Raw genomic sequence first — 20,215 nt, 5'->3', positions numbered from 1 at the left:
GCCAACTTTTTCTAAATACGAAAAAGAACCCGAGCCAAAAGACACGGGTCCCTCCTGTCTCTTCCGTTACGCCGTAGGTCCGAGAACCTCGTACAGCTTGACCGCGACCGTCTTCCCTTTCATCATTCGATCCCCGACGTAATTGAACTCGAACCGGTCCTTCGTCAGTTCGTACGTCGCTTCGGAGACGAGAATTTGCCCTGCCGTCGTCTGCGATTCGATCCGCGCCGCCGTGTTGACGTTGTCGCCGATACAGGTGTAGTCGACGCGAAGGTAAGAGCCGATGTTGCCGACGACGACCTCCCCCGTATGCACGCCGATGCCGCAATTGACGGTGACGCCGTGGCGCGCCTGGATGCGCTCGCGCACCTCGATCATCCCCTGTTGAATGTCCCAAGCCGTCTTCACCGCATAATACGGATGGTTCTCGACGTCGAGCGGCGCATTGTAGATGAGCATCGCGGCGTCGCCGATGAACTTGTCGATCGTGCCCTTGTTTTCGAGCGCCTTGTTCGTGATCAGGTCGAACATCTCGTTCAGGAAGTCGACGACCTCCTCCGGCTTCAGCTTCTCCGACAGCGTCGTAAAGCCGCGAATGTCGAGGAACAGGATCGACAGCTCCTTGTTGATGCCGCCGAGCTTGATTTCGTGGTTCGTCGTCGCGATCTCCTTGACGAGATCCGGCGAGATGTAGCGGCCGAACTGCTTCGTGATGAAGTTTTTTTGTTTATTTTCCAAATACGACTTGACCGCGATGTTCAGAATGTACGCCAGCAGGAGCACGAGCGCCGGATAGACGACGTCGACGTACAGGCTGATTTGCTTGTAAATCAGGGATTGCGCGCCGAACAAGCCGCCTAGCGCGAGGGCGAACAAGACGACGCTGTAGGTCGTCTTGAGGCGCCACGCGGCCCACCACGTCAGCGCCAGCAGCGCCGCCATGAGCGCCAGCGTCACGTACCATTCGGACTTCGTCGTGACGGTGCCTTCGATCAGCTGATTGATGATGTTGGCGTGGGCGTAGACGAGCCTCATGTCCCGCTCGACGGTCGTGTTGCTGTGGTCGAACTCGAAGCCGACCGCGTTGATGCCGATCAGCACGATCGCGTCCTGGAACATGACCGGATCGATTTCGCCGGCGACGACGTACAGGAACGGGACGGTGATGAACTCGTCGCTCATGGCGTCGAAGTCGATGAACACCTCGCCCTTCATGCTGTCGCCTGCCATGTAGTCGTTTTCCAAATATGTATTTACGTCGTACCCGGCCATCTGCACGGCGTTAAGGCCGAGCGACGGATAGACGGTGCCGTCCGGACCTTGAATCGCGAGCGCCGTGCGGCGGATCGCTCCGTCCTCGTCGACCAGCGCGTTAATATGCGCGGTCTTGACGTGTTCGGCGAAGGGCTCGTACGGCGTGCGCACGTCGTACGCTTCCAGGTAGCCGCCCTTCTTGACCGTCACCTCTCGTCGCACGTCTTCCGTGATGCCCGTAATCGGGAAGACGACGTTGTCGTACATGGCGAGCGCTTCGGCGAAGGCGGCGTCCGCTTCCGGATCCGACGCTTCGTCGAAGCTGATATCGAAGCTGATCGAGTTCGGCTCGTAGCCGGGCTGGTTCAGCACATGGAGCAAATCCGCGTACACGCGGCGGTCCCAGGGGAATCGTCCGATCGCTTCGAGCGACTCGTCGTCGATGCCGATGACCACGATGCGCTCGTTCGGCGCGTGGGTCATGTTTTCCGTCATGTGGTAATTGAAGAGCGTGCGGTTCAGCACCTCCAATTGTCCGAATACATAAAACGTCAAAGACAACAACAACACCGCCGCGTTCGCGACCGTCAACCAAATCTTCAGCTTCCGGTTCATCCGTTTCCCCCGCCCAAGAAAGTTGTTCCTATGTACAATTTATGACGTAAACGATCATATCACAAAACCAGGCGCATCGGGGGAAAAAAGTCGCAGTCGGCGGTCGGATTCCCTCTCCTTTAGCAGGGCAAAATACCGGGGAAAGGAGCGTGTCTTCCATTGCGAAACGACTATGCGTTCGCGAGCTTGCCGGATCGCGCGGTCCGCGAGTTGAAACGACTGGAATCGAGGCTGAACGAGGAGCTCGGGGAAGAAATTACGTTGATCGCTTATGAAAAAGATCCCCCCGGCGCGGACTCCACCGCCTGCCGGGCGGATCTGAAAGGAGAGTGAATTTCGGCTTATGACGAAACAGGAGAATGCCCCGCGCGGCGACGTTCGATTCGCGCAGCCGCCGGCCAAGCTCGTCGCGGCGCGGGCGGACGACAAGGACATCGACGCCGAAAACAAAAAGCTGCAAGCGGAGCATCCGTATCCGCATTCGTGCGGGGGCTTATAAAAGTACCTTAATGCCCTTGTACACGTTCCAAATCGCCACGGCGAGCGACACGAGCGCGGCCGCGCCGAACAACAGGAACATGCCGATCAAGGCGCCCATGCCCGCCGCCTCCGCGCTCCCGCCGATCCCGAAGGCGCCGACGCCGGTGGCGATCATGCCGACGAACGCGACGATGACGGCGACGACCGGAATGCAGTGGGAGAGGAACGCCGCCTTCGCGTGATCCTTCACGTATCGATCGTCCGAGATGAAATACAGCACGGCCGGCAAAATAAAGCCCATAAAGAAAATGCTGAAATATGCCAATGCGGCTAATAGTTTACGCGTATCCATGGGACTCCTCCTCGACGTTCATTACAGCTTTATACGCTCAGGGCCGGCGAAGGATGCAACAATTTCATCGTCGGCGCGAGTAAACCTTCCGGACGCTGCGCATACTAGGTTACGACGGCGACCAAGAGAAAGGTCGTGGTGGCGTTGGACGACGTAAGGAATTCAACGAAACAAGACAGTTCGGGAGGTTCTCACTCAATATAGAGGGCGAGGGATGTGTCGGACGCTAGTTAGCGGCTTTACACGTCATCGATAACGAAGAGCGTTGTCGAATTTGCTTTCTTTGAAGATGGGACATCAACCAGCGGCGCCGTCGGAAGACCCGGGAAACCGGGTCTTTTCCATGCAAAAAAGGAAGCTTCGAGGAAGCTTCCCTTGATTGATATGTATGGTGCGGTCGAGAGGATTTGAACCTCCACGAGCTTGCGCTCACTGCCGCCTGAAGACAGCGTGTCTGCCGTTCCACCACGACCGCGTTTTTGAAGACAAGAATGATAATATCACGCCCGCGGACAAAAGTAAAGCGGTTTTGCCCAAGCCATTATTTTCCTGCAGGTTCTCCTCGGGCAAACGTCCTCGCGACGAGCAGCAGCGCGAAGCCGATCGCCGCGATCGCGGCGCACCACGCCCATGCCCGGGCGTCGTCCCCGCTCTCGACGGCGAGGTAAATCGCGGTCGGCAGCGTCAGCGTCCGCCCCGGAATGGCGCCCGCGAACATGAGCGTCGCGCCGAATTCGCCGAGCGCCCGAGCGAAGCCGAGGATGAAGCCCGCGACCAAGGCGCGCGCGGCGAGCGGCGCGGCGACGTACTGGAGCAGCTGCCACTCGCCCGCGCCGATCGAGCGCGCCGCATCGGTCAGGTCGCGGTCCACGGAGGCGAAGCCCGCTTTCGCCGTCTGGTAGACGAGCGGGAACGCGACGACGGCGGAGGCGAGCGCGGCGGCGGCGGCGGAGAAGACGATCGGCTGGCCGAAGAGCCACTCGTAGGCGGCGCCCGCCCAGCTGCGCCGGCCGAAGACGACGAGCAGGACGAAGCCGACGACGGTCGGCGGAAGCACGAGCGGCAGCAGGAAGAGCGCCTCGAGCAGCGTTCGGCCGCGAAATCGAGCGAGCTGCATGCGCCACGCCGCGAGCGTGCCGAGGACGAAGGCGAGCGCGCTCGCGACGGCGGCCGTCGCGAGCGACAGCCGCACGGGCTCGAACCACGTCAGCTCGCTCATGGGGCCCGCGCGGCCGCGCCGAAGCCGTATTCCGCGAAGACGGCCATCGCTTCGTCGCTTCTTAAGAAGTTATAGAACGCTTCCGCTTCCTCCGGGTATTCGGTCGTCGCGACGACGCCGATCGGGTACACGATCGGCGAATGCCGCTCCGGCGGCACCTCGAAGGCGACGCGCACCTTGCCGGAGGACATCGCGTCCGTCGCGTACACGAAGCCCGCGTCCGCGTTGCCGGTTTCCACCGAGGTAAGCACCTGCCGCACGTCCTTGCCGAACACAGCTTTCGCGAACGCCTTGTCCCATATGCCGACGGCCTCGAGCGCTTCCTTGGCGTAGCCTCCCGCCGGCACCGTCTCCGGCACGCCGATCGCGAGCTTCCCCCAGGCGTCGTCCGCGAGCTCTTCGAGCGCATGGAGCGCGGACGTCCGATCGGCGGGCACGACGACGACGAGCCGATTCGTCAGCAGCGTATCGTTCGACTCCGGATCGATCCACCCTTGCTCGAGCAGCTGCTCCATCGGCTTCCGTCCCGCGCCTAAGAAGAGGTCCGCCGGCAGGCCCATCTCGATCTGCTTCTGCAATCCGCCGGTAGACCCGTAATTGATCAGCACCGTCGTCTCCGGCGCCCGGTCTTTGTACATCGCCTGAAGCTCGTCGAGCGGAAGCGCGAGGCTTGCCGCCGCCGAGACGGTGAGCTCGGGCGGCGCGGCTTCGTCCGGGCTCGGCGCGCAGCCCGCGACGCTCGCTGCGGCCAGCGCCGTCGCCGCGAGCGCGGCGAGTATGCTGTTCCTCATCCGACTCCCTCCTTCCGCTCCCCTTAATTTCTGTATTCTACCATGATATACTACCATTGTTTCACAAGCGAGACGAAGGAAGGAGCGGATCTTTCATGACCGCCGCGATCGAACATATATCGTACTTCGGCGAGCCCGCCGTTAAGGTAACGACGGAGAAGCTCGAGGGCATCGTCGTCCCCGGCTGGGGGAGCAACCTGATCGGCCTGACCTGGCGCCCGACCGGCACCGCGCTGCTGCGCTCGCCGGCTTCCGCCGAAGCGTACCATGCGCGCACGACGCTGCACGGCATCCCCGTGCTGTTCCCGCCGAGCCGCATCGAGGGCGGCGCGTTCACGTTCCGCGGGCGGGAGTATCGCTTCCCCGTCGATCCCGCGAGGGGCTATCACATTCACGGCGTGCTGATGCGCACGGCCTGGAAGCTGTCCGCGGCGGAGACGTCGGACGACGGCACGGCTTGGGTCGAGACGACCGTCGTCTCCGAGGAGACGCCCGCCGTCTTCGAGGCGCTGCCGCATCGGTTCACGGTTCGGCACGGCTTCCGCTTCGCCGCCGACAGCGTCGAGCTGCGCTTTACGCTCGAGAGCCGCGACGAGGCGGCGATGCCGTGGGGGCTCGGCTACCACACGACGTTCGTGCTGCCGCTCGGGAATCCGGAGGGCGATCTATCGAAGTGCACGCTTCGGCTGCGCGCCGAAAAGACGTGGGAGCTGAACGATCGGCTGCTGCCGACGGGCGCCCTGCTGGACAACCCGCTGCGCGGCGCGTTGGCCGAGGGGCTGCCGCTCGATCGCGTCGAGTTCGACGACTGCTTCCAGGCGTCCCCGGACGCGCCGGTCGAGGCGACGCTAGAGGACCGCGGCGCGGGACTGTCCATTCGCTACGAAGCCGACAAGACGTTCACGCAATGGGTGCTCTATAACGGCAAGGGCAAGCCGGATCGCGGCTTCTTCTGCCCCGAGCCGCTGACGTGGGTGCCGAACGCGCCGAACGTCGACGCGCCCGCGGCGCTGACCGGCCTTCAGGCGCTGGAGCCCGGCGCGACGGCCGAAGCGGTGACGCGGCTGACGATCAAGGCGCTGTAGGGGCGGCATTCCGCAATGATTAGGAAACCCGCCCAATGGATGTCGGTAACTCTTTCTCCGCATCGTAGATAATTTTCTAACTTAGATAAATTTCGACGATACGCCAAAAGAGACGCCGTCCTCCCCCCGACCAAAAAAACTCGCCCTCCCCATGACTCCGAAGGTCAAAGGGAGGGCGAGCTGCGTTACTACGTTTTCGCGGCGGCGGAAGAGGCGGCGGCTTCGGCGCGGCGCTCGTTCAACAGCGCTTCGATACGCCGGCAGGCGTCCTCCGGCGTCTCCATGTTCGCCCACAGCAGATTCAATTCCTTCTGCACGAGCTCCACCTCCGACTGACGCAGCGACAAGTCGCGGAGCGACGACGCATGCGGCAGCGCTTCGAGGAAGACGTTGTAGCATTCCGGATGAATGTCCGGATCGAGCAGCCGGTTGTCCTCGGCGACCTCGCGCAGCATCGGAATCGTGCAGCCCTGCTGCTTCAGCATCGTCTGCGCCGGCTTATCGGTCAAGAAGTCGATGAAGTGCTTCGCCATCTCCGGCAGGTTCGTCTGCCGATTGATCGCGAGCCCCCCGCCGAGCAGCAGCGTGCCCTGCTTCTTCCGCGAAGGCAACGGCAGCACGTCCCAGCGAAGATCGTGACCGCGGAATTCGTTCATGAAGTAGTACGTCGTCAGAATCATCGCGACGCGCTCCTTCTTGAACAAGCTCTCCGCCAAATACGAGCTTCCGTGCGAGTAGATCGGCGACACCTTGTACTTGTACATCAAGTCGGCGCAAAACTGCAGCGCTTCGACGTTGTTCGTCTCCGACAGAACGGAAGCGGTCCCGCCTTCTTCGATGAAGCGTCCGTCGTTCTGCAGCAGGAACACCGGCCAACGGTTCGGCGACGCCGAAAAGCAGAAGCCGTACCGGTCGATGATGTCGCTGCCTTCCCGCTTCACGGTGCTTCGCTCGGCCAGCGCGAGCAGATCGGACCAATCGTCCATCGACTCGAGACGATCCGCGGCCCCGTCCGAGAGCAGCCGTTCGTTGTAACAGATGACGACCGGGGAGAAGACGAACGGCGTCGCGACGACCTCGCCGCCGACGGCGAACATGTCGAACACCTTCCGGTAGCTGTCCCGCTCGACGTCGATCCGCTCGGGCACGTAAGGCATCAAGAGATCCAGACGATCCTTCTCGATCAAATGCCGAATATGGAGCTCCGAAAGGATGAATACGTCGGGTCCGAAGCCGTATTCGATCAGATTGACGATATTGTCCACGTATTCCGTCTCCGGAAGGAGCAGCAGCTCCACCCGGACGTACGGATGCGATTCCTCGTACATGGCGATCAGCTTGCGGATAATATCGATCTCGTATGAGGTGGAAAACCAAGCGACGGTCAACGTCTCCCGCCGAATATCCTCCCCGGGAATGCGCACCCGGTTGCCCTTGCCCGCGATCTTCTCGATCAAGCCTTCGTCGACGAGCGCGGCCAGCACCTTGCGCACCGAGACGCGGCTGATTTCGTATTTCTCGCTAAGCGTATTCTCGGGCAGGATGAACTCGCCCGGACGGAGGCCGCCTGTAAGAATCTCGTTCCGCAGCTCCTGCAGCAATCGGTTATACCGATCTTCAAAGCTATTGGTTCGTTTCAACAAGTCGATCGGCTCCCGTTCCGGATTTCATTGCAAATAGACCGCATGTATACAAGTCTAAATTTGTTCGTATTGTACCACAAATTCCCACGACGGTCACCTTCCTTCCGACAGCCGGTCAGCCAAGAAGTCGTACGCCGCCTCTCGGATCGACCTCGGAAAATCATGCCCCCCGCTGCCGAACCGATACGTCAGCCGTCCCTCCTCCGCGCCGAGCAGCCGGTACAGCCGCTCGAGCTGTTCCATGGCGTCTACGGCCGGCCGCCAATGCGGGAAGATCGGGTCCGACGTGCCGTTCCAATTGAACCAAGGCGTCGGGGCGGCGAGGCCGGCGATCTCGTGAAATTCGAAAGGAACCTCGTCGTTCTCCAAATCGTCGGTTAGACGCGGCAAATGCGAAAACCAATCCCGCAGCCCCCATCGGTTCCGCTCCGGATCGCCCGCGAACGTGGCGAAGCCGCAGCTGACCGCGATCGCTCGGACCCGTTCGTCGAAGCCCGCCAGGAAAAAGGCGTTGTAGCCGCCCAAGGAGTGGCCGATCGCGCCGATGCGCGAGCCGTCCGCTTCCGGGAGCGAAGCGAGCAAATCCACGGCGTGCATATGGTCGGAGAGCATCTTGCCGACGGCCGTCCGACGCGGGAACCGCTCATAATACGGCGCGGTCCGGAACGGCTCGGCGCCCGGGTACACCCGCTCCCCCGCGGTGATCGTGTCCGGCGCCAGCACGACGAAGCCCCGCTCCGCCAGCTCCAGGCCGTAGCGCCGGTTGTCCCGTCCCGAGCGCGTCGCGACGTCGGCCTTCCCTTCGGGCGCGGTCGGGTGCAGCGCGAGAACCGCGGGCCGGGGTCGATCCGAACCGCCGCGCGGAACGAGCAGATAGGCGGGAACCTCGTCCCCGTCGCCGACGCGATAGCGAAGGTGCACGCGGACATGCGCCCCTTCGTCGACCTCCGACAGCCGCTCCCACTGCGGCGCCGCGAGCCGCTCCGGCAGCTCGCCGACGTACGCCGCCCAGACGGAACGGATCTCTTCGCGGCGGCGCGCCCATTCCTCCGGCGTCGTAACGCCTTCAAGCAGCGGCGGCACGCCGTCCTTCATGAGACTGGATAAACGATAAGGCATATCGCCTCTCCCCCTCCGGAAAATGAAAGGCGGAAAAAGGGCCCGAAGGCCCCTTTTCCCCTGTTGCAGTTTATTACGGCGCTTGATAATACGACTTCGGGTCTTTGTTCTCGATGCCGGCGTTGTATTCGGCGATGATCTGCGCGCCGCCTTGATCGAGATACTCTTGCACGAGCTTATCCCAATCGGAGAGCGGACGCTGTCCCATGACCATCTTGATTTGTTCGTTCATCACGTACGTGTCGAGCTCCGTACCCTTCGTATTTTGCGTCTCCGACTCTTGGCCGATGATCGGGTTCGCATACAGGTTAATGCGAGTATACATCTCTTCGTATTGCGCGACCAGGTCGACGAGCTGCGGCGTCTGGTACGTGTCCGCGTAGACGATGTCCGAGTCCTTCGCCGGCCACTCGACGTTGTCGACGAAGTAAGTGGACGGAGACAAGCCGTCGGACGCCCAATTGTCCTTCATCACGATCTTGCCGTCGACGACGTCGTACGCGACGCCTTCCTTGCCCTTGTACCAGTCGAACGGCTCGTTGGCGCCGTTCTGCTCGCTTGCCGGGTAGAACGTGCGGCCGAAGTCGATCATCTCGAGAATGCGCGCGATCTTATCCGGGTCGCTGGCCAGCTTCGCGGACAGCACCGTCAGATGGCCGAAGCCCTTGCCCGCGGTGAAGCCTTGCGTGCCGTCCGGCGCCGGGAACGGATCGACCGCGACGAACGTCGCGTCCGGGTGGATCGCGAGCAAGCCGTCCATATATTCCTGCGACATGCCGCGCGGCGTGCCGATGAAGATGCCGGCCTTGCCGGAGTAGAACTCGGCGTTCGTCTCCGCCCAGTTGAGCACCGCGAGGTCGCTCGTGATCGCCTTTTCCTTATACAAATCCGCGAACATCGTAACGACTTCCTTGCGCCCTTCGCCGATCAAGCCCGGGACGAAGTTGCCGGCAGCGTCCTTATGGTACCACGCTTGAGGATCCCAGTAAGGCCCCATGTTGTAGTTCGGGTTCAGCGGGTTGCCGATCGCGATGCCGTACGTGTCGTCCTTGCCGTTGCCGTCCGGATCGTTCTTCGTGAAGGCGATCGCGACTTGCTTCAGCTCTTCGTAGCTCGTCGGCACCGGAAGGCCGAGCTTGTCGAGCCAGTCCTTGCGGATGGCCGTCGTCGTCTGGAATTTCGGCGCGTACGCCGGAATCGCGTAAATTTTCCCGTTCACCCGCACCGCGTCCCAGATGAAGTCCGGCACGGCCTTCAAGGTCGGGTATTGGTCGATGTAGTCGTCAAGCGCCAGGAACGCGCCTTGCTTGGCGAATTTGTTGTACCGGCCCGTCAGGTCGCCGCTCATGAGCTGCATGAAATCCGGAATTTCGCCGGAAGCGAACGTGACGTTGACCTTCTCTTCGTAAGCGGTGTTTACGATCTGCGTGATTTTGTAATCGACGTTGAACCGTTCGTTGATCATGGCGAGGCCGGGGCCGTCGAGCGGGGCCGGATCGCCGAAGCGGAAGTCGAGCGCCGTGACGGTATGCTTCGCGCGCTCCGGCTCCGCGGGCGTCTCGGTCTTCGGCGCTTCGCTCTCCGCCGGAGCCGGCGTCTCGGCCGCGGGCGTCGGCTCCGCTCCGTCGTTGGAGCAACCTACCGCCGTAACGGCTAAAATGGCGGCGAACGATAAGGCTAATGATTTCTTCATTGCTTAGTAACCCCTCCATGAATATGTTTTTTTATCTGCACTGCCGTTGGCAGGAATGCCCTGTCGTTTCGCTTGCGTTACCCTTTGACCGAGCCGAGCATGACGCCTTTGGCGAAATGCTTCTGGAGGAACGGATACACGATCAGGATCGGCACCGTCGCCAGCAGGATCGCGGCCATCTGAATCGTCTCCGGCGGCGGCGGATTCTCGAGCAGCATGTCGCTCGTGCCGAGCGCGGCGGTCGGCTCCGCGATGACGACGATCTGACGCAGGATGACCTGGATCGTCCACTTCGCCGGGTCGTTCAAGTACAGAATGGCGTTGAAGTAGGCGTTCCAATGACCGACCGCGTAGAACAGGCTGAACGCCGCGAGCGCCGGCTTCGAGAGCGGAAGGATGATCGTCGCGAAGATGCGAAGATCGTTGGCGCCGTCGATCGTCGCCGCCTCGTTCAGCTCGTTCGGGATGTTCAGGAAAAACTGGCGGATGACGATCAAGTTGAACGGCGCGATCGCCACCGGAAGCACGAGCGCCCAGAGCGAATTGAGCAGGCCGGTTTCCTTCACGATCAGGTACGTCGGGATCATGCCGGCGCTGAACAGAATCGTGAACAATACTAAGAAAAGAAAGAATCGCTGCCCCATAATGTTCCGGGACAAGGCGTACGCCATCGTGCCGGTGAAGAACAAGTTCACGAACGTGCCCGCGACGGTGATGAACGCGGTCGTCCCGAGCGAGCGCAGGAACGGCTTCGATTCCAGGATGTACTGGTACGCGTCGAAAGACCAAGTAGAAGGCCAAAGAATGATTTCCCGCTGCAGAAAGTCGGTTAACGTCGAGAAGGATACCGAAAATATATACAGGAACGGGAACAGCATCGCGATCCCGATGGCCGCGAGCAGGATCGCGTTGAAGACGTCGAACGCTTTCTCGCCCGGGGTGCGGTGTTGCAGCAAAGCGGCTCCTCCTCTCTCCGTTGAATGTGTTGGAATCGGTTCGTTAGTAGACGCCCTCTTCGCCGAATCGCTTCGCGAGCTTGTTGGCGCCGACGACGAGGATGAGGCCGATCAAGCCCTTGAACAGCCCGACCGCCGTGGAGAAGCTGTAATCGGATTGTTGAATGCCTTTGTAGTACACGTACGTATCGAGCGTGTTGCCGACGCCCATGTTGAAGGCGTTCAGCTGCAGCCAGATTTGTTCGAAGCCGGTATCGAGCACGTCCCCGAGCCGCAAGATGAGCAAGATGACGATCGTGCTGCGGATGGCCGGGAGCGTCACGTGCCACATCTGCTTCCAGCGGCTCGCGCCGTCGATCGTCGCCGCCTCGTACAGATGCGGGTCGACCCCGGAGAGCGCGGCGAGGAAGATGATCGTGCCCCAGCCGACTTCCTTCCAGATGACCTCCGCGACGATGAACGGCCGGAACCAGCCCGGTTCGGTCAGGAAGCGGATCGGCTCCTCCGCGCCGAAGTAGATGCGGAGCACGTCGTTCACGATGCCGTCGTTGCGGAAGAAGATGAAGACGATGCCGACGACGACGACCCAGGACAAGAAGTGCGGCAGGTAGACGATCGATTGCACGATGCGCTTATACGTCTGGCTGCGCACCTCGTTAAGCAGGAGCGCCAGCACGATCGGCGCCGGGAAGGCGAAGACGATCTGCAGGAAGGAGATCGCCAGCGTGTTCCAGAGCACCTGCACGACCTCCGAGCTGCCCAGCAGCGTGCGGAAGTGCTTGAAGCCGACCCAGGGACTGTCCGCGAAGCCCAGGAACGGGCTGTAATCCTTGAAGGCGATCGTGATGCCGACCATCGGCACGTATCGATAGACGATAAAATAGAGCAATCCGGGAAGCAACAGCAGGAATAAGTACTTTTCCTTGAGCAGCCTCTTCCAAACTCTTGCGAAGGAGGAAGCCGCGGGTAAGGAGCGCGTCGGCTCGTTCGTTGTCATCGGTGGATGTTCCATACCGTCCTCCCCTCTGTGTTTTTTCTCATTATATACTTGTATTTTACATGTATTCAAGCGTTATTTTTACAATTTCCTAACATGAATGCTACATAACTCGCTGCCCGACGCGAAGTACGCTCTGCCTCCGCGGTAGGCTAGGCCGGCCGTGACCGGAACCGGGGGTTGAAGGGCCTTGAACAGCTCCAATGCGACCGGTTCGATCACGCAGACCGCCCCGGACACGGCGACGACGAACAACCCGTCGTCCGCGGCCGCGAGACCGTCCCGGACGACCTTGCCCCATGCGGACAAGTCGAGCGTACGCAGCGTCTCCCCGGTCCGCACGTCGAACGTAAACAGCAGCGCGTCGGACGTTATACCTATCACCCGATGTGAAGTATACGCTTTCAGCAACGAGATCTCTCGGGCCCCCGGAATCGGCGTCCAACGCTCGACTACGGTTCTTGTCGCCCAATCCATCGCGTACAACGCCGCTTCCTTCGCCTTGGGCTCCGCGCCGCCGGGCGTCTCGATGCTCGTGCCGCCGATCAACAGCCGTCCGCCCTCCGCTTCCGCAAGGCATAACGTGCTCTGATCCGGCACGAGCCGATCGTGAGTCAGCAGCGCGTCTTCGCCCGTTCGGAGATCGTAGACGCACAGCCCTCCGCCTACGAAGCCGTAATCCGGGAAGCCGCCATAGACGATGTGCGCCCCGTCCGAATGCGCCAGCGCGCAGCGCGGGCGGTGCACCTCCCGATGGCTGGCGACGAGTTTCGGATTGCGAGCGGACGGCTCCTCCCACTGCAGCGGCTTCGCCGTATCGATCAAGTGCAGATGCCCGCCCGCATACGCGGCCCCCGCCAAGATCGTTCCGGCGGAAGCGTACGCGCACAGGTTGCCCCCGCCGCCGAGCTCGATCGCGCGGCCGCCGTAGTTCGTCGTCTTCCCGGCGTCCGGGTCGAAGGCGAACAGCTGCAGCGGGTGATTGGACGTTCCCCAGACGCGCCCGTCCGGTCCGAGCGTCAACGGCGATACGTTCGCCCCGTCGGAACGGTAATGCAGCCGGATCGTCTTTCGTTTCCCGTTCTCCCGATTGGCGACGACGACCTCGCGTTCGGCGAGATCGACGCTCTCGACGTCCCAGGGAGCGGGCAGCGCGCCGTGCACCGTTCGAAACCCTTCGCCCGCGTAGGCGGACGGCGGCGGCGCGCCTTCGATGCGCGCGAATTCGCCGTTCGACAGCTCATGCCACAGCGGTTCGCCTTCTTCTCCTTCGCTCCAGCTTCCGAAGACGCGCCCGTCGAGCGAAGCAACGACGCGCCCCGCGCCGCGGGTACGCTCCTCCGCCGGGACGAAGCTCCTGCGTTCGCCCGTCGCCGGGCGCACCGCGACGACGTCGCGCCGCTCGGTCCCGATGCCGGCGTACACCCAGCCGTCGCGGCCGCAGGCGATGCTGCCCGCGTATTTCTGCGTCTCGTCCAGCCGCGCGACCGTCTCGATCGTTCGCTCGGCCGGGTCGTACCGCAGCAGCAAGCACCTGGGATACGTCGTCAAATAGACGCTCCCGTCCGACGCTTCCGCCAATCGGAAGCCTACGATCTCTTCCCCGCAGTCGGGCGTCAGAGCGTCCGTATATTTTCCTTCGAACGGATCGATCGCCATAAACATTCGGCCGGCGCCGATGTAGAAGGCTCCTTCCGCGCCGGCGATGCAGGCGTACGGGTATTCCTTATACTTTTCCGGAAAATAAAGCTGTCTGCTCGTCTCGCTCGCAGGGTCGACGATGACGACGTACCCTCTCGCGGCGACGACGATTCGGGCTTCGCCCTCCGGATGGATGCAGACGGCGGCGGTACGGGTTTCGTCCGCCTCCACCGGCACGCCGTGGCGAAGGAAGTCGTCATCGTTTCGAATATGCGGACGCCACCTTTCGGACCGCGGCGGCGATCGCCTCCGCGTCTTCGTCGCTGTAAAATTCGCTCACCGGAATTTGCACCGCGGTTTCTAAGATCGCCTCCGCCTCCGGACAAGAGCCTGCGTCGTAGGCGACGTCGGACAGCTCGAACGGGAAGGCGCTGTTCTTGTAGGCGCTGCGGTTCTGGAACATCGGCTGCATGTACAGCACCGACGGAATGTAGCCCGCCCGGTTCGGCACGCCTTCGGCTTCGAGCGCCCGGCAGAACTGCTCCCGGGTGCAGTCGAGCGCGGAGAGGTCCAAGCGCAGCATATAAAACCAATAGGTGCAGCGGTTGCCCGCCTCGACCCGATGCGGACGGATGCCCGGCGCGCCGGCGATGCCTTGCGTGATGCGGTCGCCGAGAACGGTCCGCCGCTCGCAGATCCGGCCGAGCTTCTTCAGCTGCGCGATGCCGACCGCCCCTTGCAGCTCCGTCATCCGGTAATTCGGCGCGAGCCCCGTAATGTCGCGCTGGACGACGGCGCCGAACCGGGAGTAGTTCTTATCCGCGAACGCGTGAGCGGTCATGTAATCCATGTCCTCTCCCGAATTGATCGTAACGATGCCGCCGTCGCCGGTCGAAATATGCTTGAAGTCGTTCGTGCTGAAGCAGCCGTAGTCGCCGATCGTACCGACGAGCTTGCCCTTATACCGCGTAAGGTACGCTTGCGCGCAATCCTCGATCACGACGAGCTTATGCCTCCGGGCGATGTCCATGATCGCGTCCATGTCGCACGGATTGCCCGCCAGATGGACGACGACGATCGCCTTCGTCCGCTTCGTGATGCGCGCTTCGATCGAAGCCGGGCTCATGTTGTACGTCTCCGGCTCGAGATCCGCGAACGCCGGAATCGCGTTCTGATACAAAATGCCGATGACGGTGCCCGCGTCGGTGATCGGGCTCGTAATGACCTCGTCGCCGACCGTGACGCCCGCGGCGCCGAGCGCCACGTGAATGGCGGCGGTGCCGGACGAGGTCGCCACGCTGTAGGTAACATCATACATGGAATTGAAGTCGGAGAGGAACGTCTTCACCTTATTGCCAAAGTGGTAAAATAAGGTATTTTGGTTCAGCGCCTCCTCCAGCTCGCGGAGCTCTTCCGCGCCGAAGCGCTTCCCCGCGCCGAACGGCGTCGTCTTCGTCTTGGCGCCTCCGAAGAGAGCCAGCTCCTCGATTCGGTTAGCCATTCGCGACCGCCTCCTCCTTATGTTCCCGCTTCGCTCGCAGCACGCGTTTCACGCAAGGCACGCCGTACCGCAGCTCCGTCGGCTCGCCGCTTCCGAACGCCGCCGTCCGCGGCACCCAGACGACCGCGTCCTGCGCGAGCGTTCCGGCCTCGGCTTCGATCGCGCCGTCCGCGCCGGCTCCGCGGATGCGCACGCTGCGCCGGCTCCGCTCCCACTCGTTGATTTGCTCGCACGTCCAGAACGCGAACCCGCGCCGCTCCGCCTCCGCCACGACCTTCGCCACCGCTTGCCGCACCGGCTCCTTATGGTGGATGTGGGTCTGGTGGAACAGGAAATGCGCCAACCCTCTCACGCCGCGAACCGTATCGAGGAACGGAACGGCTACGCTGTCGTCGGCCAGCATCGGGTGATTCAAATCTTGGGTCAGGAAGCCTACCTCGAGCACGTCGTACATTCGGTTTTCTTCGTCCGACCAGGCGATCGGGAAGTACGGATGGCATGTGCCGAACAGAAAGCCGATATTGCCCTTCTTGCTCGGGCCTCGCGTCTGATCCGCCTGAATGTCGGCCGCTTCGAGCCAGCGGAACAGCTCGCCCCAGCCTTCGAAGCGGGTGTAATGGTTTTTGTTGCTGACGATGCCTTGCCGTCCCGTCGCGCGCCGCGCCCATTCGAGCTGACGCTTGAATTCTTGGGCGCCCCAGACGCCCTTCTCTTGCTCGAGCGCATTGTAATGGAACGCCAGCTCATGCCCTTCGCGGACGGCGCGCTTATAGACCGCTTCGCCGAAGCCCGGCTCGATCATGCACCAGGTGCTCGGCACGCCGCACGCCTTCAGCACGTCGAGCGTCGTCTCCGCCGCCGCGTCCTCGTTCATGTCGCTGTCGAGCGAGATGAGCGCTACCTGCTCCACGCCGTCCGGCCAGACGTCAAGGAACGGAATCGCGAGCCCGCGCTCCGCCGCCGCGCCGAGCAGATGCCCGAGCAGCGCTTCGCGCCAGTAATCCGCGTAAGGGAAGGCGTAGTAGACGGCTCCGGTGTCCGTCGTTCTCCGGTCGAGCTCCCAATCCATCTCGCAGACGTCGTCCGCCTTCAGGATATATTCGTCCAGCGCGCCGGTGCCGTCCTTCGCCGGAACGCCGTCCTGCAGCACCGGCGCCGCCCCTTGCTGCAGCGCCACGATCGTGGACGGAATGTCGACCGCCCAGCGATGCACGCTTCCCTTCCCGACTTGGAAGGAGAGCAGCGCCGGGCCGATCGCCGGGCCGTCCGGCGTTCCGTTCCGAAGCGTCCCCTTCGCGGTAACGGCCGGCGTCGGCTCCTTCGGCGTCCACACCTCGGCTTGGAGGTACCGGATCGGCTCCGCTCGGCCGTCCAACGCCGCGTACCCCGTGCCGGTCGCCTGGGACCGCACGCAGTCCAGCCGCGCGGCCAGCTTGTTCAGCCCGCCGTAGGCGACGACCGTGCCGCCTAGCTCCGCGTACCGCCACAGCGCCTCGGCGCTCTCCTGCGTGTCCGCCGTCAGTCCCGCGACGACGACGTCCGCCTCCGACAGCCGCGCGTCGTCCGCGTCTTCAAGCATCGTATAGGAAATCCCGGCATGCCCTAACACTTCCTGGATATAAAGCTGAAACACGTTCAAGCCGTACTGCCATCGCAGCTGCGCGGCCTTCTCTTCGAAAAGCAGCGCGACCTTCGCCGTTGCCACCGTCATGATCGGATCACACCTTATGATGATTTTATTTGCGTATTGGTACATGTATTTTACATGTATTTATTGTAACGTGCCTCGACCGTTCTGCCAATAGAATGTTTCTAAAATCAGGATGAAAACTGAAAAGTACATACAAAAAGCCCGGGCGTTCCGACTGCAGGCCGGTGCCGGCTCCGCCGGGGCGAAATAGTCGGAGTTTCTCCGACTACAGGCCGGTGCCGGCTCCGCCGGAGCGGAATAGTCGGAGTTTCTCCGACTGCAGGCCGGCGCCGGCTCCGCCGGGGCGGAATAGTCGGAGTTTCTCCGACTGCAGGCCGGCGCCGGCGCCGCCGGAGCGAAATAGTCGGAGTTTCTCCGACTGCAGGCCGGTGCAGGCTCCGCCAGGGCGAAATAGTCGGAGTTTCTCCGACTGCAAGCCGGTGCCGGCGCCGCCGGGGCCGCGTCCCGCTTACTCCGCCGCTCGCCACGTCGCCCGATGCTCGCCGGCGGGCAGCTCGATCGTCGCGACGCCGTCCTCCGGGCGGAACGCGAACGGCAGCGCTTCGCCCGTGCCAAGAAGGACGCAGGACGCCGGCGCGAACGGCAGCGCGACGTCGATCGTCGCGGCTTGCGGCAGCGACGCGGCCAGCTCGGCCGCCGCCGCCTCGTACGTCGCGGCGGCGTTGGCCGGCGACGAGGCCGCGAGCAGCGTCCTCTCGCCGAGCGCAAGGCGCGTGCCGTCCGCCAGCGCGACCGCCGCCGGCCATGCGCCGTTCGCCGCGCCGCGAACGCGGCCGAGCGCGCCGTCGAGGCGGATCGTCTCCGCCGGATCGCCGCCTCCGCCGCCCGCCGCGCCGACGCGGCGCCCTGGCCCGGCGACGACGATCCGATCCGCGCCGTCGACCGCGACGAGCAGCCCGCCGTCGCGCGCCTCGACGCGCAGCTCCCGCTCGGGCGCGGCGTCGACGCCGTCCGGGCACGGCTCCAGCAGCGCGACCGCGATCGCCTCGCCCGCCGCGTCCGCGGACAGCCGGTACGTCACGTACGGCCCGTACTCCTCCGCGCCCGCGTATGCCGTGACGGCCGCGTCGGCGGGGGCGGACGTCCAGCCCGCGACGCGGACGGCCGCCCGCTCGCCGCGGAACGCGTAAGGCGCGGCGGCGTCGAGCATAGCGCCGACGGCAAGCTTCTCGCCGCCCTGCTCGATGTCCGGCGTCCCATGCAGGAGCAGCTCCGCCCGGTCGGACGGGTCGTTCAAAGCGATATCGTCGATGACGAGATAATACGACTTGTCGACATGCAGCACAGATCGCTTCCATCGGCGCAGCGAGCCCTCGTAGCTATCGGTCGCGTCCCCGCGGCCGTAATCGAAGCTCGGCGACGTCAGCCAAGCGTCCAATCGTCCGCCGCCGCGCCGCGATTGTCCTCGCCCATTGATCAGCAGCACGTTATGGCCGACCGAGCCGTCCGTGAACTCGTTCTTCGGCCCGGGGCGATAATCCTGATAGCCCGGATCGCGGATGAGCCATTCGCCGGCCACGTTCATTACGAAATGATTCTGATCCAGATGATTATGTCCTTTGGCCGACGGGCTCGACGTAAAGCCGAGCATATGGTCCTTCGCTCCCCAACCGCTGCGGAACGCGGCCCACCCGATCCGCGGGAACGCCTTCGACTCGCGCCCTCGGAAGTAATCGTCCGGCGCCGCCGGCGTCGTGCCGCGGGACAGGTTCAGCAGCAGCGGCTGCTTCGCGGGCTCGTACGTCGTCACGTACCACATGGCGGCCGCGTTCGACGCGTTCTCCGCCAGCAGCGACATGATGTACGACAAGTCCAGCTTCGGATGGCAGTCCGACAGCGTGGCGAACGTCGCCTCCCCGCCGGCCGCCTGGAAGTAGAAAAATTGCTCCGGCACGACCTCGGTCAAGAACCGATGCTCGATCAGCGACGCGTCGCCGCACGCTTTCTTCAGCGCCACGGCGGCCTGCGCGAGATGCTTCGCCGCGATATTGTTGTACATGAGACCTTCCGTCTCGTCGGAATCGACGCGTTGGTCCAAGTACGTCCTTATATAATCGTAGGTCCGCTCGATATATTTGCCGGCGGCCGGCTCCTCGTCGACGATCGCGAGCGCGGCGATCATCATCGCGACCTGCTTGGCGACGATGATGTTGTGTTGATCGTCGTTACCGAAGTCGATCGCCATGGGTCGGAGACCCTTTTCCAAAATCGCCGTTCGAACGACGCTCCGCTCCTCTTCGGACAGCGTCCCGTACACAGCGTCGTAGGCGGAGGCGACCCCGATCGTGAAATGCGCGTTGCTGAGGTTCCCCTCCGCGCCGCGCCGCGGGAACTCGTACCAGCGCTCGTACGCCGCGAGATCGAGCAGCATCGAGCGCACTTTAGCCGCATAGCGGTCGTCCTCCGTTACCCCGTATAAGGTCGAGAGCGTCACGAGCCGCTCCTCGATCCGCCGCGAGTACATCGTCCAGAACGGATAGTCGACATAACCGGCCGGATTCGGCAGCGGCGCAGGCTGGCGCAGCGGATACGAGACGTCGATCACGTCCGGCGCGTTCAGGTACGTCACCCGGAAGCCCGTCTCCCGCAAATACGCCTCGCCCTCCTCCCGCAGCTCCCGCCAGATGCGCGCGACGTCCACGCCCGGCGGCGCCGTCTCGGGCGCGGCGACCCGCGCCTTCAGGCGAAGGCGCTCCTCCTCCGTGAACAGGACGCGCGGATGCGGCGCCGTCTCTCGTCCGCTCCGGGCAGCGCCGGCGACGACTTCGATCTCGAGCCGTTCCTCGCACGTCGTTCCGTCTTCGGCCGCCGCAACGACCGTCACCGTCGCCCGACCGACGGCCGCGCCGACGAGCTCGTCGCCTTCGACGCGGAGCACCGTCGGATCGGCGCTCGTCGCCGAGACGGTCGCCGCCGCTCCCTCTATGTAGACGCCCGGCTGCCGGCAAGCGCGCACCCGCAGCTTCGCCCGTTCGCCCGGCTCTAAGTATCGTACCGTCAACACTTCGATTCCCGTCATCATCGCCGCTTCTCGCTGCATGGATGCCGCGCCTCCTAACGACTTGTAAAATACATGTATTTAACTTGTATGTATTGTTCCACAGTACCACCGTCACCGGCGAGGTGTCAACATAAAAAAAGGAAGCCGCCCGCCTTCG

At 63.1% G+C, this 20,215-nt stretch carries 16 protein-coding genes and 1 tRNA gene; 3 read left to right on the top strand and 14 right to left on the bottom strand.

What is annotated here, in order from left to right:
* Positions 1–66 precede the first annotated feature (66 nt).
* Positions 67–1,869: an adenylate/guanylate cyclase domain-containing protein gene (locus tag FE782_RS11940; RefSeq protein WP_138194312.1), complete on the bottom strand. Its 1,803-nt coding sequence runs from the start codon at positions 1,867–1,869 to the stop codon at positions 67–69.
* Positions 1,870–2,028: 159 nt separating this feature from the next.
* On the opposite strand from FE782_RS11940, the gene FE782_RS32595 reads away from it, so the two are divergent.
* Entirely contained in the window at positions 2,029–2,202 is a 174-nt protein-coding gene (locus FE782_RS32595; RefSeq protein WP_202914519.1) for a hypothetical protein, read from the top strand.
* A 10-nt stretch (positions 2,203–2,212) separates the two neighbouring features.
* A complete protein-coding gene (locus tag FE782_RS32275) occupies positions 2,213–2,368 on the top strand; it encodes a hypothetical protein (protein WP_158299360.1) in 156 nt (51 codons plus the stop codon).
* Here the strand turns inward: FE782_RS32275 and FE782_RS11935 are convergent.
* From FE782_RS11935 to modA, 4 genes are all read right to left on the bottom strand, one after another.
* The gene (locus tag FE782_RS11935) at positions 2,363–2,701 is read right to left on the bottom strand and encodes a magnetosome magnetite crystal formation protein family (RefSeq protein WP_138194311.1); all 339 of its coding nucleotides are present in this window, start codon (positions 2,699–2,701) and stop codon (positions 2,363–2,365) included. The genes FE782_RS32275 and FE782_RS11935 overlap by 6 nt on opposite strands.
* Positions 2,702–3,090: 389 nt before the next feature.
* A tRNA-Leu gene (locus tag FE782_RS11930) sits at positions 3,091–3,176 on the bottom strand.
* 66 nt (positions 3,177–3,242) lie between these two features.
* The gene (gene modB / locus FE782_RS11925) at positions 3,243–3,920 is read right to left on the bottom strand and encodes a molybdate ABC transporter permease subunit (RefSeq protein ID WP_138194310.1); all 678 of its coding nucleotides are present in this window, start codon (positions 3,918–3,920) and stop codon (positions 3,243–3,245) included.
* Positions 3,917–4,711: a molybdate ABC transporter substrate-binding protein gene (gene modA / locus FE782_RS11920; RefSeq protein ID WP_138194309.1), complete on the bottom strand. Its 795-nt coding sequence runs from the start codon at positions 4,709–4,711 to the stop codon at positions 3,917–3,919. Before modA ends, modB begins: the two co-directional genes overlap by 4 nt.
* 95 nt (positions 4,712–4,806) lie before the next feature.
* Between modA and FE782_RS11915 the strand changes: the two genes are divergently transcribed.
* Entirely contained in the window at positions 4,807–5,796 is a 990-nt protein-coding gene (locus FE782_RS11915) for an aldose 1-epimerase (protein ID WP_138194308.1), read from the top strand.
* Between the two features lie 188 nt (positions 5,797–5,984).
* On the opposite strand, the gene FE782_RS11910 is transcribed toward FE782_RS11915, so the two are convergent.
* From FE782_RS11910 to FE782_RS11870, 9 genes are all read right to left on the bottom strand, one after another.
* Positions 5,985–7,436: an extracellular solute-binding protein gene (locus FE782_RS11910; RefSeq protein WP_238392446.1), complete on the bottom strand. Its 1,452-nt coding sequence runs from the start codon at positions 7,434–7,436 to the stop codon at positions 5,985–5,987.
* 96 nt (positions 7,437–7,532) lie between these two features.
* Positions 7,533–8,558 (bottom strand): alpha/beta hydrolase family protein, encoded by a 1,026-nt coding sequence (locus FE782_RS11905; RefSeq protein ID WP_238392445.1) that lies wholly within the window; start codon positions 8,556–8,558, stop codon positions 7,533–7,535.
* Between the two features lie 73 nt (positions 8,559–8,631).
* On the bottom strand, positions 8,632–10,251 hold the full coding sequence (locus FE782_RS11900; protein ID WP_138194306.1) for an extracellular solute-binding protein: 1,620 nt from the start codon (positions 10,249–10,251) through the stop codon (positions 8,632–8,634).
* A 77-nt stretch (positions 10,252–10,328) separates the two neighbouring features.
* Positions 10,329–11,204 (bottom strand): carbohydrate ABC transporter permease, encoded by an 876-nt coding sequence (locus FE782_RS11895; protein ID WP_238392457.1) that lies wholly within the window; start codon positions 11,202–11,204, stop codon positions 10,329–10,331.
* 46 nt (positions 11,205–11,250) lie between these two features.
* A complete protein-coding gene (locus tag FE782_RS11890) occupies positions 11,251–12,219 on the bottom strand; it encodes an ABC transporter permease (protein ID WP_138194305.1) in 969 nt (322 codons plus the stop codon).
* 66 nt (positions 12,220–12,285) lie between these two features.
* The gene (locus tag FE782_RS11885) at positions 12,286–14,076 is read right to left on the bottom strand and encodes a ligand-binding sensor domain-containing protein (RefSeq protein WP_138194304.1); all 1,791 of its coding nucleotides are present in this window, start codon (positions 14,074–14,076) and stop codon (positions 12,286–12,288) included.
* Positions 14,077–14,101: 25 nt separating this feature from the next.
* A complete protein-coding gene (locus tag FE782_RS11880) occupies positions 14,102–15,346 on the bottom strand; it encodes a DegT/DnrJ/EryC1/StrS family aminotransferase (RefSeq protein WP_238392444.1) in 1,245 nt (414 codons plus the stop codon).
* Complete coding sequence (locus FE782_RS11875) at positions 15,339–17,057, bottom strand: polysaccharide deacetylase family protein (RefSeq protein WP_138194303.1); 1,719 nt, start codon at positions 17,055–17,057, stop codon at positions 15,339–15,341. The genes FE782_RS11880 and FE782_RS11875 overlap by 8 nt, the downstream gene beginning before the upstream one ends.
* A gap of 448 nt (positions 17,058–17,505) precedes the next feature.
* Complete coding sequence (locus FE782_RS11870) at positions 17,506–20,097, bottom strand: heparinase II/III domain-containing protein (RefSeq protein WP_138194302.1); 2,592 nt, start codon at positions 20,095–20,097, stop codon at positions 17,506–17,508.
* Positions 20,098–20,215: the final 118 nt, after the last annotated feature.

This window comes from Paenibacillus antri (assembly GCF_005765165.1).
Taxonomy (GTDB): Bacteria; Bacillota; Bacilli; order Paenibacillales; family YIM-B00363; genus Paenibacillus_AE; species Paenibacillus_AE antri.
This window is presented reverse-complemented; position numbering and strand designations above follow the sequence as displayed.

Excerpts from the sequence above, each read along its gene's own strand:
- FE782_RS11880 (WP_238392444.1), bottom strand. The coding sequence starts at position 15,346 with ATGGCTAACCGAATCGAGGAGCTGGCTCTCTTCGGAGGCGCCAAGACG.
- FE782_RS11890 (WP_138194305.1), bottom strand. The coding sequence starts at position 12,219 with ATGGAACATCCACCGATGACAACGAACGAGCCGACGCGCTCCTTACCC.
- modB (WP_138194310.1), bottom strand. The coding sequence starts at position 3,920 with ATGAGCGAGCTGACGTGGTTCGAGCCCGTGCGGCTGTCGCTCGCGACG.
- modA (WP_138194309.1), bottom strand. The coding sequence starts at position 4,711 with ATGAGGAACAGCATACTCGCCGCGCTCGCGGCGACGGCGCTGGCCGCA.
- FE782_RS11900 (WP_138194306.1), bottom strand. The coding sequence starts at position 10,251 with ATGAAGAAATCATTAGCCTTATCGTTCGCCGCCATTTTAGCCGTTACG.
- FE782_RS11940 (WP_138194312.1), bottom strand. The coding sequence starts at position 1,869 with ATGAACCGGAAGCTGAAGATTTGGTTGACGGTCGCGAACGCGGCGGTG.
- FE782_RS11870 (WP_138194302.1), bottom strand. The coding sequence starts at position 20,097 with ATGCAGCGAGAAGCGGCGATGATGACGGGAATCGAAGTGTTGACGGTA.
- FE782_RS32275 (WP_158299360.1), top strand. The coding sequence starts at position 2,213 with ATGACGAAACAGGAGAATGCCCCGCGCGGCGACGTTCGATTCGCGCAG.
- FE782_RS11905 (WP_238392445.1), bottom strand. The coding sequence starts at position 8,558 with ATGCCTTATCGTTTATCCAGTCTCATGAAGGACGGCGTGCCGCCGCTG.
- FE782_RS11935 (WP_138194311.1), bottom strand. The coding sequence starts at position 2,701 with ATGGATACGCGTAAACTATTAGCCGCATTGGCATATTTCAGCATTTTC.
- FE782_RS11875 (WP_138194303.1), bottom strand. The coding sequence starts at position 17,057 with ATGACGGTGGCAACGGCGAAGGTCGCGCTGCTTTTCGAAGAGAAGGCC.
- FE782_RS11915 (WP_138194308.1), top strand. The coding sequence starts at position 4,807 with ATGACCGCCGCGATCGAACATATATCGTACTTCGGCGAGCCCGCCGTT.